This window comes from Pararhizobium capsulatum DSM 1112 (genome assembly GCF_030814475.1).
GTDB lineage: Bacteria > Pseudomonadota > Alphaproteobacteria > Rhizobiales > Rhizobiaceae > Pararhizobium > Pararhizobium capsulatum.
This window is the reverse complement of the sequence record NZ_JAUSVF010000003.1, coordinates 220,615-236,756: the sequence shown is the minus strand read 5'-3', so window position 1 is coordinate 236,756 and position 16,142 is coordinate 220,615. Positions and strand designations below refer to the sequence as shown.

General features: G+C 59.1%; 16 protein-coding genes. 10 read left to right on the top strand and 6 right to left on the bottom strand.

Going from position 1 to position 16,142, the window contains the following annotated elements; genetic code table 11:
- Window positions 1-70 precede the first annotated feature (70 nt).
- The 8 genes from QO002_RS26270 to QO002_RS26235 all read left to right on the top strand — a co-directional run bounded on the left by QO002_RS26270 (window position 71) and on the right by QO002_RS26235 (window position 8,004).
- Window positions 71-1,489, top strand: a complete 1,419-nt coding sequence (locus QO002_RS26270; protein ID WP_307235536.1) for an LLM class flavin-dependent oxidoreductase — start codon at window positions 71-73, stop codon at window positions 1,487-1,489.
- Window positions 1,490-1,494: 5 nt separating this feature from the next.
- Window positions 1,495-2,262 (top strand): ABC transporter ATP-binding protein, encoded by a 768-nt coding sequence (locus QO002_RS26265; RefSeq protein WP_307235533.1) that lies wholly within the window; start codon window positions 1,495-1,497, stop codon window positions 2,260-2,262.
- A gap of 10 nt (window positions 2,263-2,272) precedes the next feature.
- The gene (locus QO002_RS26260; RefSeq protein ID WP_307235531.1) at window positions 2,273-3,154 is read left to right on the top strand and encodes a branched-chain amino acid ABC transporter permease; all 882 of its coding nucleotides are present in this window, start codon (window positions 2,273-2,275) and stop codon (window positions 3,152-3,154) included.
- A gap of 3 nt (window positions 3,155-3,157) precedes the next feature.
- A complete protein-coding gene (locus tag QO002_RS26255) occupies window positions 3,158-4,225 on the top strand; it encodes a branched-chain amino acid ABC transporter permease (RefSeq protein WP_307235529.1) in 1,068 nt (355 codons plus the stop codon).
- A 112-nt stretch (window positions 4,226-4,337) separates the two neighbouring features.
- On the top strand, window positions 4,338-5,681 hold the full coding sequence (locus QO002_RS26250; protein WP_307235527.1) for an ABC transporter substrate-binding protein: 1,344 nt from the start codon (window positions 4,338-4,340) through the stop codon (window positions 5,679-5,681).
- A 24-nt stretch (window positions 5,682-5,705) separates the two neighbouring features.
- Entirely contained in the window at window positions 5,706-6,479 is a 774-nt protein-coding gene (locus QO002_RS26245) for an ABC transporter ATP-binding protein (RefSeq protein WP_307235525.1), read from the top strand.
- Window positions 6,480-6,502: 23 nt separating this feature from the next.
- Entirely contained in the window at window positions 6,503-7,756 is a 1,254-nt protein-coding gene (locus QO002_RS26240) for an acyl-CoA dehydrogenase family protein (RefSeq protein WP_307235523.1), read from the top strand.
- Window positions 7,757-7,818: 62 nt separating this feature from the next.
- The gene (locus QO002_RS26235) at window positions 7,819-8,004 is read left to right on the top strand and encodes a hypothetical protein (protein ID WP_307235521.1); all 186 of its coding nucleotides are present in this window, start codon (window positions 7,819-7,821) and stop codon (window positions 8,002-8,004) included.
- Window positions 8,005-8,046: 42 nt separating this feature from the next.
- On the opposite strand, the gene QO002_RS26230 is transcribed toward QO002_RS26235, so the two are convergent.
- Together QO002_RS26230 and QO002_RS26225 are read right to left on the bottom strand one after the other, a co-directional pair.
- A complete protein-coding gene (locus QO002_RS26230) occupies window positions 8,047-8,460 on the bottom strand; it encodes a RidA family protein (RefSeq protein ID WP_307235519.1) in 414 nt (137 codons plus the stop codon).
- Between the two features lie 66 nt (window positions 8,461-8,526).
- Window positions 8,527-9,795 carry an SfnB family sulfur acquisition oxidoreductase gene (locus tag QO002_RS26225; RefSeq protein WP_307235517.1) on the bottom strand — a complete coding sequence of 423 codons (1,269 nt, stop codon included), beginning with the start codon at window positions 9,793-9,795 and terminating at the stop codon, window positions 8,527-8,529.
- An 831-nt stretch (window positions 9,796-10,626) separates the two neighbouring features.
- Here QO002_RS26225 and QO002_RS26220 point away from each other — a divergent pair.
- Window positions 10,627-10,926: a hypothetical protein gene (locus tag QO002_RS26220; protein ID WP_307235515.1), complete on the top strand. Its 300-nt coding sequence runs from the start codon at window positions 10,627-10,629 to the stop codon at window positions 10,924-10,926.
- Window positions 10,927-11,556: 630 nt separating this feature from the next.
- On the opposite strand, the gene QO002_RS26215 is transcribed toward QO002_RS26220, so the two are convergent.
- Window positions 11,557-11,856, bottom strand: coding sequence for a hypothetical protein (locus QO002_RS26215; protein WP_307235513.1), 300 nt, complete (start codon window positions 11,854-11,856; stop codon window positions 11,557-11,559).
- Window positions 11,857-12,258: 402 nt separating this feature from the next.
- Between QO002_RS26215 and QO002_RS26210 the strand changes: the two genes are divergently transcribed.
- Window positions 12,259-12,582 (top strand): DUF1294 domain-containing protein, encoded by a 324-nt coding sequence (locus QO002_RS26210; RefSeq protein WP_307235511.1) that lies wholly within the window; start codon window positions 12,259-12,261, stop codon window positions 12,580-12,582.
- 436 nt (window positions 12,583-13,018) lie between these two features.
- Here the strand turns inward: QO002_RS26210 and QO002_RS26205 are convergent, their stop codons facing one another.
- From QO002_RS26205 to QO002_RS26195, 3 genes are all read right to left on the bottom strand, one after another.
- Window positions 13,019-14,398, bottom strand: coding sequence for a transposase (locus tag QO002_RS26205; protein ID WP_307227588.1), 1,380 nt, complete (start codon window positions 14,396-14,398; stop codon window positions 13,019-13,021).
- A 92-nt stretch (window positions 14,399-14,490) separates the two neighbouring features.
- Window positions 14,491-15,414, bottom strand: a complete 924-nt coding sequence (locus QO002_RS26200; protein WP_307235509.1) for a dihydrodipicolinate synthase family protein — start codon at window positions 15,412-15,414, stop codon at window positions 14,491-14,493.
- 14 nt (window positions 15,415-15,428) lie between these two features.
- Complete coding sequence (locus QO002_RS26195; protein WP_307236256.1) at window positions 15,429-16,064, bottom strand: LysE family translocator; 636 nt, start codon at window positions 16,062-16,064, stop codon at window positions 15,429-15,431.
- Window positions 16,065-16,142 lie beyond the last annotated feature (78 nt).

The following is a 16,142-nucleotide window of genomic DNA, read 5'->3' as shown; positions in this document are numbered from 1 at the left end:
CTATAGATTGTCTGTATTTTGACGTTGCCGCAAACTAGTCTCCCCCCATCTGCAAATAAGGGGCCGATTAATGACCAAGGCAATCCGTTTCAACGCTTTCGATATGAATTGCGTGGGCCATCAATCCCCGGGACTTTGGGCCCATCCGCGCGACAAATCGTGGAAATACAAGGATCTGGATTACTGGCAGGACCTCGCCCGCACGCTGGAGCGCGGCATTTTCGACGGCATCTTCATTGCCGATGTCATCGGTTATTACGATGTCTACAAAGGCTCCAACTATCACGCCATCCATCAAGCCGCGCAAATCCCGGTCAACGATCCGTTGCAGCTTGCAGCCCCGATCGCGCTTGCGACCGAGCATCTCGGCATCGGCATCACAGCCTCTACCTCCTTCGAGCACCCCTATACCTTCGCGCGTCGCATCGCGACCGCCGACCATCATTCAAAAGGCCGCGTCGGCTGGAATATCGTCACCTCCTATCTGGAGAGCGGTGCCAAAAACATCGGTGAAGGCGGGCTGCGCCGCCATGACAATCGTTACGATGTCGCGAATGAGTATGTCGAAGTCCTCTACAAGCTGCTGGAAGGGTCCTGGGAAGAAGGAGCGGTGGTGCGCGACGGCAATAAACGCATCTTCACCGATCCTTCAAAGGTTCACGAGATCGGCCACAAGGGCAAGTATTTCGACGTCCCGGGCTACAGCCTGACCGAGCCATCGCCGCAGCGCACGCCGGTTCTCTATCAAGCCGGCGCATCGGGACCCGGCAAGTCGTTCGCGGGCCAGCATGCCGAGTGTGTTTTCGTCGCAGCGCCGACCAAGTCGGTACTCAAGGCCTATGTCGCGGAGATCCGGCAGCGCGCGGCGGCGGCGGGGCGCGATCCGAGCAAGGTCTATATCTATACCCTGCTGACGATCATCACCGACGAGACCGAAGCAAAGGCGCAGAAGAAGTTTGAGGAGTATAAGTCCTACGTCTCCTATGACGGCTCGCTCGTCTTCATGTCCGGCTGGAGCGGCATCGATTTCGGCCAGTACGCGCCGACCGACCTCGTCAAGAAGGTCGAAACCAATGCGATCCAGTCGGTGGTGGAACATCTGGCTGGTGGCGAAAAGTCGTGGACGATCGACGAACTTGCCCAGTTCGGCGGCATTGGTGGGCTAGGCCCGGTCATTGTCGGTTCGCCCGAACGCATCGCTGATATCCTGCAGGAATGGGTCGAGGATACCGGCGTCGACGGCTTCAATCTCGCCTATGCGGTGACGCCCGACAGCTTCGAGGATGTCGTCAATTTTATCGTGCCGGAGCTGCAGAAGCGCGGCGCTTATCCGACAGCCTATAAGCCGGGCACGCTGCGCGAAAAGCTCTTCGGTGATGGGCCTTACCTTCCCGCCAGCCATCCGGGCGCCGGATATCGCGATATCGAAGCCGTGAAGCGGCGTGAGGCAGATGCAGCCGTGACAGCTCTCAAGAGCGCGAAGGGCTAAACTCCATGACAAACCTGCTTGAACTGAACGACGTCTCGCTATCCTTCAAAGGCGTGAAGGCGCTGAACTCCCTGAGCTTTACGGTTGCGCAGGGTGAGATCTTTGCTCTCATCGGGCCCAATGGAGCCGGAAAAAGTTCGCTTCTGAATGTCATCAACGGTGTCTACAGCGCGGATTCTGGCGATATCGTTTTCGACCGCAGCCATTTCGGAGCGATCCGGCCGGGTAAAGCGGCCCGTCTCGGCATCGGGCGCACCTTCCAGCACAACGCGTTGTTCCGTCGGTTGAGCGTGCGGGAGAATGTGCTGGCCGGTCTTTCCCGCCGTGGCGAGGCGAGCTTCCTCGAGAACGTCTTTCGCTTCGGCCGCGACAGGAAAGAGCGCAGCGATTTCGGCGCGCGGGCCGATCAGGTGATCGCTTTCCTCGGATTGGAAACCTACAGCGAGACGATCGTCTCGACGTTGCCCTACGGCATCCAGAAGCGGGTCGATCTCGCCCGCGCGCTAGTCTCAGAACCCAAGCTCCTGCTGCTCGACGAGCCGATGGCCGGTATGAACCAGGATGAAAAGCAGGCCATGAGCCGCATCATCCGCGAGGTCAACCGCACCTTCGGCACGACCATCGTGCTGATCGAGCATGATGTCGGCATCGTTCTCGGGCTCGCCAGCCACATCGTCGTGCTCGATTACGGGCGCACGGTCGCCGATGGCGCGCCGGATGCGGTGCGCAACGATCCGGATGTCATCGCCGCCTATCTCGGCACAGTTCACTAAGGGGACGGGCGTGGCCTATTTTCTCGAAACTCTGATTGCCGGGCTTTTCGCCGGTCTGATGTATGGCCTCGTCGCGATCGGCTTCGTGCTGATCTACAAGGCGTCCGGTGTCTTCAACTTCGCTCAAGGAGCGATGGTTTTTCTGGCGGCGCTGGTGTTTGTGACACTGGTCGAGCGTGGCATCAATTTCTGGGTCGCGTTTGCTGCGACCTCCGCGCTGATGGTCCTGACGGCTGTCGTGATCGAGGCGCTCGTCCTGCGGCCGCTGCGCAACCGCGATCCGCTGACCCTGTTTATGGCCACCCTAGGGCTCTCCTTCGTCATCGACGGTGCCGCGCAGTTTTTCCTCGGAACCGACGTGCACATGCTCGATCTCGGCATCGAGGATATCGCCCAGGATTACGGCGGATTGTTCATCAGCTGGTTCGATATCGTCGCCTCACTGATCGTCATTGCCCTCGTTGTCGTGCTTGCGCTCGTCTTCAGCAAGACGCGCATGGGCGTGTCGCTCAGGGCCGTGGCCGACGATACGCTGGCGGCTCAGTCGATCGGCATCCGTCTTCCCGTCATCTGGCGCATCGTCTGGAGCGTCGCAGGTATCGTCGCGCTGATCGCGGGCCTGCTCTGGGGCGCGCGGCAGGGCGTGCAGTATTCGCTGTCGCTCATCACGCTGAAGGCGTTGCCGGTGCTGATCATCGGCGGTTTCTCCTCGATCCCCGGTGCTATCGTCGGGGGGCTCATTGTCGGCGCCAGCGAGGCTCTGGCCGATATCTATCTCGGGCCGCTCGTCAATGGCAGCGTCTCGACGTGGTTTGCCTACATCCTTGCCGTCGCATTTCTCCTCATCCGTCCCGCCGGCCTGTTCGGCGATCGCGACATCGAAAGGGTCTGACCCATGACCACTATTCAGGACGATATCCTGGCTACCGGCCCTGCCGCCTCCATCCCATCCGGCTCGACGCTTCTGCGGATTGCCGTCATCGTGGCAGGCCTTGCCATCGCCTTCGGCGTCGTGCCGGCGATCGCCACGGACTACTGGCTAAGCTCGATCATCATTCCCACCATCGTCATGGGGCTGGCGGGTATCTCGCTCAACCTTCTGCAGGGTTATGCCGGGCTGGTTTCGCTGGGGTCTGCCGCCTTCATGTCGGTCGGCGTGTTCTCGGCCTATAACCTGATTCTTCGCGTGCCGGGGCTGCCGCTCCCGGTGGTCCTCTTGCTGGCCGGCCTGATCACGGCCGCCGTCGGCATCTTCTTCGGCCTGCCGGCACTCAGGATCAAAGGCTTCTACCTTGGTGCCTCGACACTCGGTGCGCAGTTCTTCTTCCAATGGCTGTTCACCAACTATCCGTGGTTTTCGAACGAAAGCCAGTCGCTCACCATCTCCGCTCCGCGTCTGGTGGTTTTTGGCTACGACCTGCAGTCCCCCGTCGGGCGGTATCTGCTGGTTGCGACCGTCACGGCCCTGTTGATCGGTCTTGCTTTTCTGGTGGTCAAAAGCCGCCTCGGGCGCGAATGGATGGCTATCCGCGACATGGAGACAGCGGCGTCCGTGCTGGGCATCCGCGTTGCTCGTCGCAAGCTGCAGGCCTATGCGGTCAGCTCGTTTTTCCTCGGCATCACCGGCGTGCTCTGGGGCTTCGCCTATCTCGGCACGGCCGATGCCTATACCTATAATCTCGACAAGTCGTTCCAGGTCCTGTTCATCGTACTCATTGGCGGAACGGCGACGATCTTCGGCAATTTCCTCGGCGCCGCCTTTATCGTGCTCACGCCGATCCTGCTCGATCATCTCGTGCTCGCCGCCAACGTCGCCTATCTCAGCGACCAAGGTGCCATCACCAATCTCCAGCGCGTCATCTTTGGCGTGATCATCATCTTCATCCTGATCAAGGAACCGGACGGGCTTTCCGCCTGGATCCGGCGCGGCGTGGAGGCGCTTCAGACGCGTTTCAGAAGCTAGCCACCCAGTTCCGCGTGCGGATCGGGCATGGCGCCGGATCTTCCGCTCGTTTCAAAACTTTCGGCGCCATCCTTCAAGCGACACCCATTCTTTAACCGACAAAGGGGACACCATGTCGATACTCTCAAAATCCATCGCGCTTGCGGCGGGCGCCATCGTGGCGGCTGCAAGCCTGATCGTGCCGGCGCAGGCCGAGGACGGCGCCGGGCAGCAGCTCTATCCGCTCTTCACCTACCGCACCGGACCCTACGCGCCGTCCTTCATCCCGTTCGGCGCCGGCAATATCGACTATCTGCGTTACGTGAACGAGGTCGAAGGCGGCGTCAACGGCGTTAAGATCCTGATTCAGGAATGCGAAACCGCCTATACGATCGAGCGCGGCATCGAGTGCTACGAGCGCTACAAGGATGGCTATAACGGCGCGCTGACGGCTGCGATCTATCCGCATTCGAGCGGTCTCGACGTGGCGCTCACCGACAAGGCGCGCATCGACAAGGTCTCGATCGTCAGCCCCGGCGGCGGCCAGAACATAGCGACCGACGGTCGCGTGTTCCCCTACCAGTATCCGCTGATCTTCGATTACTGGAGCGAAGCCCAGATCATCGTCGATTACATCGCCCAGCAGGCCGGCGGCTACGACAAGCTGAAGGGCGTGAAGATCGCGACGCTCTATCATGACTCGGGCTATGGCCGCGATACGATCGAACCGCTCGGCATTCTCGCCAAGAAATACGGCTTCGAGGATATCCAAATCCCCGTTCCACATCCGGGTGAACAGCAGCAGGCGCAGTGGCAGCAGATCCGCCGTGCCGGTGCTGACTGGGTGTTCCTGCGCGGCTGGGGCGTCATGACGCCGGTCGCGATCAAGACCGCCGCCCGCGTCGGCTTCCCGGTTGACCACATCATCGGGGATATTTGGAGCGGCTCGGAAGACGATGCCCGCCCGGCAGGCGCTGCCGCCAAGGGCTACCTCGCGGTCTCGGTTTTCCCTCCGGGCACGGACTACGGTATCCTGAAGACGTTGAAGGAAAACGTCCTCGACAAGGGCAAGTCTGACCTCAAGGACAACAGCAAGTTCGGCACGGTCTACTACAATTACGGCGTGATCGAAGCCATCACCTTCGTCGAAGCTCTGCGCACCGGGCAGAAGAAGTTTGGCAACAAGCCGCTCAACGCCGAAGAGGGCCAGTGGGCGCTTGAAAACCTCAATATCGGCCAGAACCGCATCAAGGAACTGGGTGCCGAGGGCCTGATCAGCCCGCTGAAGACCTCCATCGACAACCATAAGGGCGAGACCATCGCGGCCAAGATCATCCAGTGGAACGGCGAGAGCTGGGACACCAAGACCGACTGGATCAAGGCGGATTCCACGCTCTTTGCTGATGTGATCAAGGAGAAAGCCGCGGCTTACGCTGCCGAAAAGGGCATTACGCCGCGCGAAGCAGCCAGCAACTGAACCGACAGGCAGGGATAGCCGACCATGACTGACCAGACGACAGCCGGATTCCTCGAGGTCCGCAATGTGGAAGCACTCTATGGGCAAGCGATCCTGGCCGTCAGAGACGTGTCGCTCAGAATAGAGGAGGGCAGCATCGTTGCCCTCCTCGGCGCCAACGGCGCGGGAAAGACCACGACGCTGAAGGCGATCTCCAACCTGCTCGGCCCGGCGCGCGGGCGCGTCAGCAAGGGCGATATCCGGTGGCGTGAAGAGCCGATCAGTGATCTCTCTGCGTCCAAGCTCGTTGCCCGTGGCATCGTGCAGGTGCTGGAAGGGCGGCACGTCTTTCCGCAACTGACCGTGGAGGAAAATATCATCTCCGGCGGATTCGTCGGCAGGCCGTCGCGCAAGGCTCTGAACGATAGCCTAGAGCAGATCTACACCTGGTTTCCCCGCCTGCAGCAGAAGCGCAGGACCAAGGCCGGCCTCACTTCCGGCGGCGAGCAGCAGATGGTGGCGATCGGGCGCGCCTTGATGACGAAGCCCAAGCTCGTGCTGCTCGATGAACCCTCGATGGGGCTTGCGCCGATCATCGTGCAGGAAATCTTCGAGATCGTCCGGGCCTTGAACAAAGAATCCGGCGTGAGTTTCCTGCTTGCTGAGCAAAACGCCAACCTGGCGCTGAAATATGCCGACTATGCCTACATCCTCGAAACAGGCCGGGTCGCTCTTTCCGGTACGGCCGAGGAACTGCGCGCCCGCGACGATGTGCATGATTTTTATCTGGGCGGCGCGAAGTCCGCCGTTCCGCACTGATTTTTGATGAACAGGAAACCGTCATGACCTTCGTCTACAGGGAAAATATCGAGGCTCTTCGGCCGGATCTTCTGGAAAAATACGGACCGGTCTTTCGTCGCATCGCGGAGGGGACGGTTGATCGTGAGCGCAACCGCATCCTGCCGCATGAGCAGATAAAGTGGCTGAAGGAAGCAGGCTTTCCCGCTGTCCGCGTTCCGCGCGAGCAGGGTGGCGACGGCGGCTCGATCGTCGATCTGGCGGCTTTGCTGATTGCGCTTGCCGAAGCCGATCCCAACATCCCCCAGGCTCTGCGCGGCCATGTCGTCTTTTCCGAAGACCGGCTGTTTGCCGAACCGAGCCTGGATCGCGACATCTGGCTGAAGCGGTTTGCCGAAGGCGAGATCGCCGGCAATGCCTGGACCGAGATCGGCACCGTGGGTCTCTGGCAGACGGCGACAAGCGTCAAGAAGGACGGCGATACGCTGCGCCTCGACGGCCGCAAGTTCTACACGACCGGCAGCATCTTCGCCGACTGGATCGACGTGCTCGCGCGCCGTGAGGATGGCGTTGATGTAGTCGCGCTGGTGCGAAAAGACTCAGACGGCGTGACTGTCAGCGACGACTGGGACGGCTTCGGCCAGCGCACGACGGGCAGTGGGGCGGCGGTGTTCCAGTCGGTTGTTGTCGAGCCGCAGAACGTTCTTCTCTTTGACGACCGCGTTCCCTATCAACATGCGCTTTACCAGCTTGTTCTGCTTGCAAGCCTTGCCGGCATCGGCCGCGCCATTGTGCGCGACACGGCTGAACAGATACGCAACCGCACGCGCGTCTACAGCACCGGCAGCGGTCCTTCCGACCGGCAAGACCCGCAGATCCAGCAGGTCGTCGGCCAACTTGCGGGGCTCGCCTATGCGACGGAAGCAAGCACTATTCGTGCCGCTGCCGCCATCCAACGCGTTTTTGACGCCAAGGTCGCCGGGCCGGATGCCGTTAAGGCGGCAAACGATGCCGCCCATGTCGAGGTCTATTCGGCACAGATCATCGTCACGGAATTCACCCAGCGCGCCGGCAGCCTGCTGTTCAACGCGCTCAGCGCCTCCGCTGCCCGCGAGACCCATGCGCTTGATCGTCACTGGCGCAATGCCCGGACCATCTCGTCGCACAATCCGGTGATCAACAAGGAACGGATCATCGGCGACTGGCACATCAACGGCACGGCACCGCCAATCAACTGGTCGATCGGCGTGCCTGTCGCGACGCCCGGCACCGGAGAGACTGCCGCGGCTGCGGAATAAATTCACCGGGACTGGCCGCCGTCGACCGACACGGCCAGCTTTCCCGAACGGAGGATGCAAAAATGGGACCTGCCAAACAGGCGTCAACCGAAAGCGAACCTGGCGACATGCAAAATGTCCACGAATTTGCCCGCCGCTTTCGCCTCAGTTCGCAGGAAGAGCATCGGCTCATTGCCCGGTACAGGGTGACGGCGCCGCGCATCGACCTTCTGGCCAACGCGCGACGAGAGCTTTCGAGTGCCACGTAAAGCACTTCAATGCTCGCCCGCTCTACGATCCGTTCTTCTCGCCTAATCGTCCCCGGCCTTCGCGACGACAAGATCTATCTCCACCAGCGCGCCGCGGCCCAGTTTCGCAACACCAACAGTCGTGCGGCCCGGAAGGGACTGCTCGTTCTTGAAGTGCTGATGATAAACCGTGTTGAAACCGGCATAGTCCCTTTCGAAATCCGACAGGTAGATGCGAGCAAAGACCGTGTTCTCAAGATGATAGGTTGCAGCATCAACGATGCGGTGCAGGTTTTTGAAGACCAGTTCGGTTTGCGCTTCGATTGATTCAGGAAGCGGTGCTTCAGTCGCATCCGGGTCCACCGGCAGTTGCCCCGTCACATGCAGCAGGCCGCCAAATTCAACAGCATGGGCATAACGGGCACTTTGCGGCGGCGGTGCGGCGTTGGAAACGAAAAAACGGCGTGGCGCCGGCATCGTTGCTCCTCTCAAATCGGCATGATTGTGGGGCGCCGAACCGAGGAGAACGGCGCCCCATATCCATCAGCTCCAGGGATGACGGGGAGGATCGATGTCGTTCAGGTAGAAGTTTCCGACATGGAAGAACTTCCAGCGCACCGGATCATGCAGCGTGTGCGCCCGGGCATTGCGCCAATGCCGGTCGAGATTGTGCTTGGCGAGGGTCGATCTTGTGCCTGCGAGTTCGAACAGCTTGTTTGTCGCGAGGATGGCAATCTCGGTTGTCAGCACCTTGGCTTCGGCGGTCTTGATCGTGGCATCTGCGATCACCTCTTCCGTCGGATTTTCGACACCACGATCGATCGCTTCGGCCGCAATCCCGAGCAATGCTTCAGCCGCATGCAGCCTGATCTTCAGGTCGCCGATCGCAGCGATCGTGAAGGGGTCTTCGCCGGCCGTTTCCTTGCCGCTGTCGATCCAGGGGCGGCTCTGCGTCTTGATAAAGGCGATCGTGTCCTCGATTGCACCGCGCGCGATCCCGGCGTCGACAGCCGCCTGGATGATCTGCGAAACAGGTCCAGCGACCGTCGGCCGATCGAAGGCGGCGACGGGAAGAAGCCGGCTCTTCGGAACCCTTACGTTTTCGATCTTCACCGAACCCGAAGCCGTCGTGCGTTGGCCGAAGCTGGACCAGTTGTTGGTGACGGTAATGCCCGGCGCGTCGCGATCGGTAAAGACGAGGAAGCCTTTGCCATCCTCATCGACGGCGACGATCGGAATGATATGCGAGAGCAGGGCGCCCGTCGTGTAGAACTTCTCGCCGTTCACGATGACATGGTCAACGTCATAGGTGACGCGGGTCTCGAAAGCGGCCACCGTCTTGCTGTTCAATTCTGAGAAGGCATTGCCGAAGCGCAGGCCGGAAAGAACCCAGCCAAAAAATTCCTTCTTCTGTTCTTCGGTGCCATCGAGATCGATATGACCATTGATGGCCAGATGGTTCTGGGTGATCTGGGCAATCGAAGGGTCCGCCGCCGCGAGGATGGCGATCACCCGAGCCAGCGTCTTGTAGGATACTCCCGGTCCGCCATAGGCTTTGGGAATGTTGATGCCCCAGAGCCCGCTCTGGGAATAAGCATCGACCTCCGCCAGCGGCAACAGGCCTTCACGATCACGCAGGGCAGCACCAACGGCGAACTCACCAGCGAGGCGCTGGGCGATAGCGATTGCCTCGTCGTCGCTGGTGATAACATGCGCCGGCGTCTGCGGTCGGGGGCGAGGAGGAACAGGATCGCTGGAATTCACGCGCGGATGCACCGTGTAGTCTATGGCCTGCTGGTCGATCACTCCCATGGGGACGCTCCTTGTTGATGACGTCCCAGCTTGGCAGAAACATGGATTAGTCTATAGAAATTATATATTATTAAATGCACAGGATGTGAAAATCCTTGTCAGAGGGCCCCGCTACGACGCAATGCTAATGGCATGGAGTGGGGGGAGATGGTTTGACTACGCTGGATCGTGTCGGTCCCCGGTTGGCTTGATATGTCCATTATGGGTTCCATACCTCTCTTTTTCGCTTGATGTCCGTGTACACGCGCGCTTGAGCATTGCTTGCCCAGGCTGAATGCATGAGACGGAAGAATATTTCTCCGTAGCCGCGAGATATAATCTATAAAATCTATCACTAAATAATCTGCCGATATTCTGATGTTCTCAAATTCGAGAGGGGACGTCTCGTAAGCCAAGATCCACAATCCGTTTCATCCATGCGGCAGTGAAGTTCGCGATGATGACTGTTGGAACGTCATTGTCGGCTGGCGATTTTTTTATCGTTTAGCGAGGTAATTGACCGACGCACGCTTCAATCCGGGATTATCGCGCCGTTGGCAACTTTTCTGGGCAGGTTGACCCCTAAATTCTGGGAGTTGGAAATAGCCTCCCTAGTGCCAGAATGGTTGCGGCAGATATGGGGAATCATATGGCATACGATTGGAACGGCCGTCGCACTCGACTGGTGAATGGGCTCCGCGTCGGTGCGGCTGCGGGGCTGACTTTTGCGGCATGCAGCTTGCCGCTGCTAATGTTCGTGCGGTAGGCGGCCTGCGCGACCAAAAAATAGACTCCTAGCCTTGCGCCTTAGGGTTTGGTGAAGCGATTGTTTGTCCAATATCGGGGTGACCAGTGGGTATTTTAAGTGGTGTTGTCGACGACCGCAAAACGAACGTTCCGGCCGACTTCGATTCTCCTGCGGGTACAACCATGGAAAAATATGAGGCCGAGAAAGCCATCCGCTCTCTCAGCACGACATGGTTTCGAACACTGACAGATAGAGAAATGGATCATCCGAGCTTTAGATCGTTCAAAGACTGGCTTCGACAGCACGGATACGGCCATAACCTCGACTTCCACTCCGCGGGTGGCGCAGATCATGATGTTGAAGTGTGGTTCAATGAGGAACTACGGCATCGTTGGCGGTGGTGAATGCGGACGCATTGATGCCGGTTGTGCCTTATGCCGCGCTTTGAGAGCGCGTCAGTTGCATTTCGGCCGGGCGTGCGAGATGTCGAGAGCCAAACGGGAGACTAGAGCCCAGAACGCGTCGTGGTATGACGGCGAGAAGGGGCGGTTACTCCTGCGGGCCAACTATGTTCCAAAAATCGCCTTACGCCCCAGAGTTCCAAACCGCCGAACGCAAAGACCCGACTAGACAGACCGCGCCCTTCTGAATTGAAAGCAAAAGGATCTTGCCGGGCGGCGAAGGTGTCGGAGATGGGCATCGAGTGGCGCTACCGACCTGCGCATGAGCACCGTGCAGCGTCGAATTCATCGAAGGCGGGTGCAGTTAAGAACCGAACAGGCAGCCGCGACCGCGCAGAAAAAACCGCAGCGGTTGGGGTCGCGCTGCGGTTTGAGGTGATTCATGGTTGCTCAGAAAACATTTTATCGCGCCCTGTCGAATTGCGGGTTTTTGAGTGCAACGATCGCAATCTGGCGATGAACGAGGTTGGAGAGTCAAGCAGGTGGAGCTTCCAGCCTCTTGGGTCGGTCTTGGAGCGGTCGTAGAGATATCTGCCAAAAAGCATCCGGCTTTCACTGAGGTAGGGCCTGAGGCTACTTCCGCTCGAACGAAAATCGCGACGTTGTCCTGGTCTTGCCGTCGACCTTGTCGATCACCGTCTGCTCGAAGCTGTTTTCGCCCGTTCGCCTTATCACCATCTGCGCAATGCGATCCCCGTTGACCGGCGCTCCCCAGTTGACATTGAGGACTATATCACCGCGGACCGTTCCGCTGAGTTGGGCAGGTCCGGTCTTGGCGCCAGTATACGTTCCCGTCACCCGGTTATTGGCAGCCTTCGCCAACGTCAGCCCGAGCGATTGGCGAAACAGAAGGAACCTGCAGGTTCCATTCATTGCGGCATTTCTAGGGGAGCCGTTGACCGAGAGCGAGCACCCCGCCGTAACATCTCCCAGCCTTCTCAGATATGCTTGGCCCGTTCCTGACCATTTTCCTGATAGGTCGGTAAAGAAATCGCGCGGGAAACCATCTGACGGAAAAATCAGGGCCAGTATCAACGGAACCGCAATGTGGTGAACGCGCATGACTAGACTTACCTCCAGGATTATCGGAAAATCGGGCGGTGCGGTAAATGTTCCCCGATGAGTCGCGGAAGCTGGCTCGGCAGGTTCATCGAAAGCGGAGGCTTGCGCGATTGGAAGTCTTCACGCGCCGGTTCCGGCGCCGCATAGATCAACGCGACGATCATCGAACTGTAGGTTAGTCGGAGATTAACGCCTGCGTGCAAAAATCCGACCATGCACCTTTCGACAACGTTCACACTCCTTCTAATTTACCTCCTCGTCAACGTCGTGGTCTACTGCGTCTATTGGTGGGACAAGCAAGCTGCGATAGAGGGTGCTTGGCGCGTTCGCGAGAGCACGCTGCTTTGGCTGGCTATTGCCGGTGGAAGCCTCGGAGCCCTTACCGCACAGCAAGTACTTCGTCACAAAACGCGCAAGGAGCCGTTCCGCAGCATCTTAATGACAATCGGAGCGCTGCATGTGGGTCTCGGCGTCGTATGGATTACTGCACCGAAACTTGCTGTTGAGGCGTTATCGCTAATGAAGGCTTCCATGTGAGTTAGAGATCCGTGCTGTAGGTTTTCAAAGCTGCGACGGCTAGTTGTTTGCGACTTTGGCAAGAGGTGGTTGGCGGTCAGGAATGCGCCTTCATTTCGTTCGTTCGATGGTCACAGAGAAAGTACTGAAAGCTGCCATCCCCCGCTCATTGCTCGCCTAGCTGATTGCTCTGGCTGGCGCATAATTACATCCGGGCCCGGTGTGACGGCTAGCAGTTCGAGCAGTCGGCCTATGCTCCTTCATTGGGGACATTCAGTCTTTTTTTGAACCCTCTGGAAGAGGCCGCCTGTTAAATCAGACAGTATGATTGACTTGGGCGGATATCGTTGAAAAACTCGACGGATTATCCGCTCACACGCCCTTTTCGGTCTTTTGGGCGGTGCACTATGCTGCGATCTGCCCACGCCTTAGCGCAGGGTATCGGTCGATGCCGCCCTCAAGCGGCGATGGCACCGCATGGCGGCATCTGAGGCCTGAGTTTGGCCAGCCTCCTCAGGTTCTGTGCGGTTGCGGCAAGCAGGAATTCGTCTCTCGCACCACACGGCCCTCGAAGCCTTAAACGTGCCATCCGTAGTATGCGCTTGAGGTGAGCGAAGAGCATTTCGACCTTCTTTCGACGATGCCGTGACTGCTCATACTCCGGTGTCTTGGCAATCGCTCGGGCGACATCGCGTGCATCCTCGTTGAGATCGCGCGGTACTTTGCGCATAGGCATGTTCGGGCAGCATCGAGGCTTCAGTTCACACTGATCACAGTCCTTCTTGCTGGCACGATAAAGCCGGGTTCCCTCGGCCGTGATCCCCGATCTGGGTGGGTCGTAAGTGCGTTGGAATTGTTTCAGCTCCTTTCCGGCAGGGCAAAGGTATTGCTCCTTCTCGGCTTCCCAGGTGAAGTCGGAACGCGAGAAGGTGCCATCCGTCCGCTTCGACTTGTCGAAGACCGGAATGTGCGGCGCGATCTCCTTCTCGTTGACCAACCAGGCGAGGTTGTCGGCAGAACCGTAGGCACTGTCGGCCGCGAGGTAATCGGGCCGCAAGCCGAAGCGGTTCTCGGTCCTGCCGAGCATTGTGCGGGATGCACCGACCTCCGCCTGGCGGATCGCCCGTGTCGCCTCCACATCCAGAATGACGCCGTGGTCTGTATCGATCAGATAGTTGGTCGCATAGGCGAAGAAGGCGTGGCCTTTGTGGGCACCGGTCCATTGGGCGGCCGGATCAGACGAGGAGATGAACTTCGGCGTGACCGGCGAGGCAGCGCCGAAAGCAGCATCATCGAGAACAGCCAGATATTCCTGTACCGAGCGTCCCGCATCTTCTTTGGCTTCCCATTCCGATCCTGGTACCGAGCGCTGCTTGTTTGCATCCGCCGCGATCAAGCTGGCATCGACTGCAAATCCTTCCGTACCAACCAACCCTTGAGAGAGGCAGCGCTCCACTACCGTTTCGAACATATGCCGCAGGATGTCGCTTTGCCGGAACCGGCCATGGCGGTTCTTCGAGAAGCTTGAGTGATCAGGGACCTTGCCGTCCAGACCGAGGCGGCAGAACCAGCGATAGGCGAGATTGAGGTGGACCTCTTCGCAAAGCCGTCGCTCCGAGCGAATGCCCATGGAATAGCCGATGATCAGCATTCGCATCATAAGCTCGGGATCAATCGAGGGGCGACCCGTGGCGCTGTAGAAAGGCTTCAAGTGCGCTCGTACGCTGTCGAGTTCGAGATGGCGGTCGATCCCGCGCAGCATGTGGTCGGCAGGAACGTGATCATCAAGGCAGAAGTCGTAGAAGAGCTGCGCTGGAGCTGTCTGGCATCCCATCATCACTCAATCCCCCGCAAATCAATGCGACGATTGAATCATGACATCCCAATGCCGACAACGGTTAGTTTTTCAACAGTATCGGCCGAAAGCCGTCATGGCACCATCCTAATGGTGAGCCGATGAGTCGCGGTACGAAGTCCATAGATTGCCTCCGCCACCCGAGCGCGTGCCTCCGGATGAAGCCCCAGAACTGGACGGGGCGGCTCGAAAGCTCCGATCCCGATAATATCCGCGACTGCGAACATAACGCGGAAGCTTCCGAACTCCTTGAACAGCGACCACAGCGGTTCGAACGCTTTGTTGAGGCGCGCTGCAAGCTCGGCGTCTCCAGATCGAGCCGCTCTGGCGAGCGCCAGGGCCTCGGATGGTAACAGCCCTGCGACAACGCTGTACCAGGCGTCGGCTCCTGCCAGCAGCGCGTCAGCCGCACCCCAATCCCCGCTATAGCCAGTCGCAAAAGTAGACGCTGTGTGACGTCGGATAGTGGCCATCTCGGAAGAGTAGTCCCCGTCGGCAGGCAGTGGCATTTTTATGGCTACGATGTTTCGAACCTTGGCGAGCCGTTCGATCAGTTCAACGCTGAACGTGAATCTCGTTGTGCTGGGGTTGCTGTAGACGCATAGGGGAAGCTGTCCCACATCGGTGACTGCCGCGTAGTGCTCGTAGACCTCCTGCTCGGTAAGAGGCGTGTAAGACACGGGAGCAAGGAGTAGGCCGTCGGCCCCCGCTTCTCTGGCATCCCTAGCCAACGCCTCAGCCTCATCCGTTCGAAGCGCACCGACCCCGACGATGACGGGTATCTTGCCACCGACCGTCGCCATCGTGGTTTCCAAGGCGCGACGTCTTTGATCACGAGACAAGAAGGCGTATCCCCCCGTGCTGCCGAGCAGTCCGATGGAATCTGCGCCCGCTTCCCGGATACGGTTCAGGATGATCGCCAATGCCGACGTATCGACAACGCCAGCCTGGTTAGTGGGAGTGATGGGGAACGCCGACAGGCCTTGAAATAGGGTCATCAGATTTCCTTCGTTTATGAGCGCGAAAGCAGAAGCTTCATGCCTCCCGCTCCATACACGCCTGCGAGGGTGCCCGCGATCCAGCGACGGGCGCGACGGTAGATACGGATCATCGGCGCGGTCGAGAACAGCAAAGCGTAACCGCCGAAGATCGTCACGCTAAGGACGGCGCACCCTGCGAGGATAATGACCACGGTCGCCGTTGTGGCGTCCGGTCCAAGGCCAAGCGTCATCGTGGCAATCCAACCCAATACAGCTTTCGGGTTCATAAGATGCATGAGTAGTCCGCGACGATAGAGCCCGAACCCGGTAACTATTTGCCGCGCCTCCAGTTGGAGACTGAGTTTGTCATCGGAGGTCAGCGCCGAGCTTCCGGCCTTGAAGGCCAGATAGAGGAGATACAGCCCGCCGAATATTTTGAGGATAACCAGAGCCTCCGCATATTGGGCCAGGATCGCGGACACGCCGGTTGCCGCCATTGTTCCCCAGAAGAACGAGCCACTGATCACACCGGCGGCGATTATCAACGCTGCTTTACGGCCCTGATCCATTGCGACGCCCATGATCCGCATATTGCTTGGCCCAGGACTTGCGGCTCCTATGATATATGCGGTGAACACAAGCAGGAGCTGATCGAGATCGGCGAACATTAAATCTTTCCTCGTACTTGAGATCAGATGCGACTTAGCAGCTTGAACGCGATCAGCCAACCTGATCGCGCCAAACCC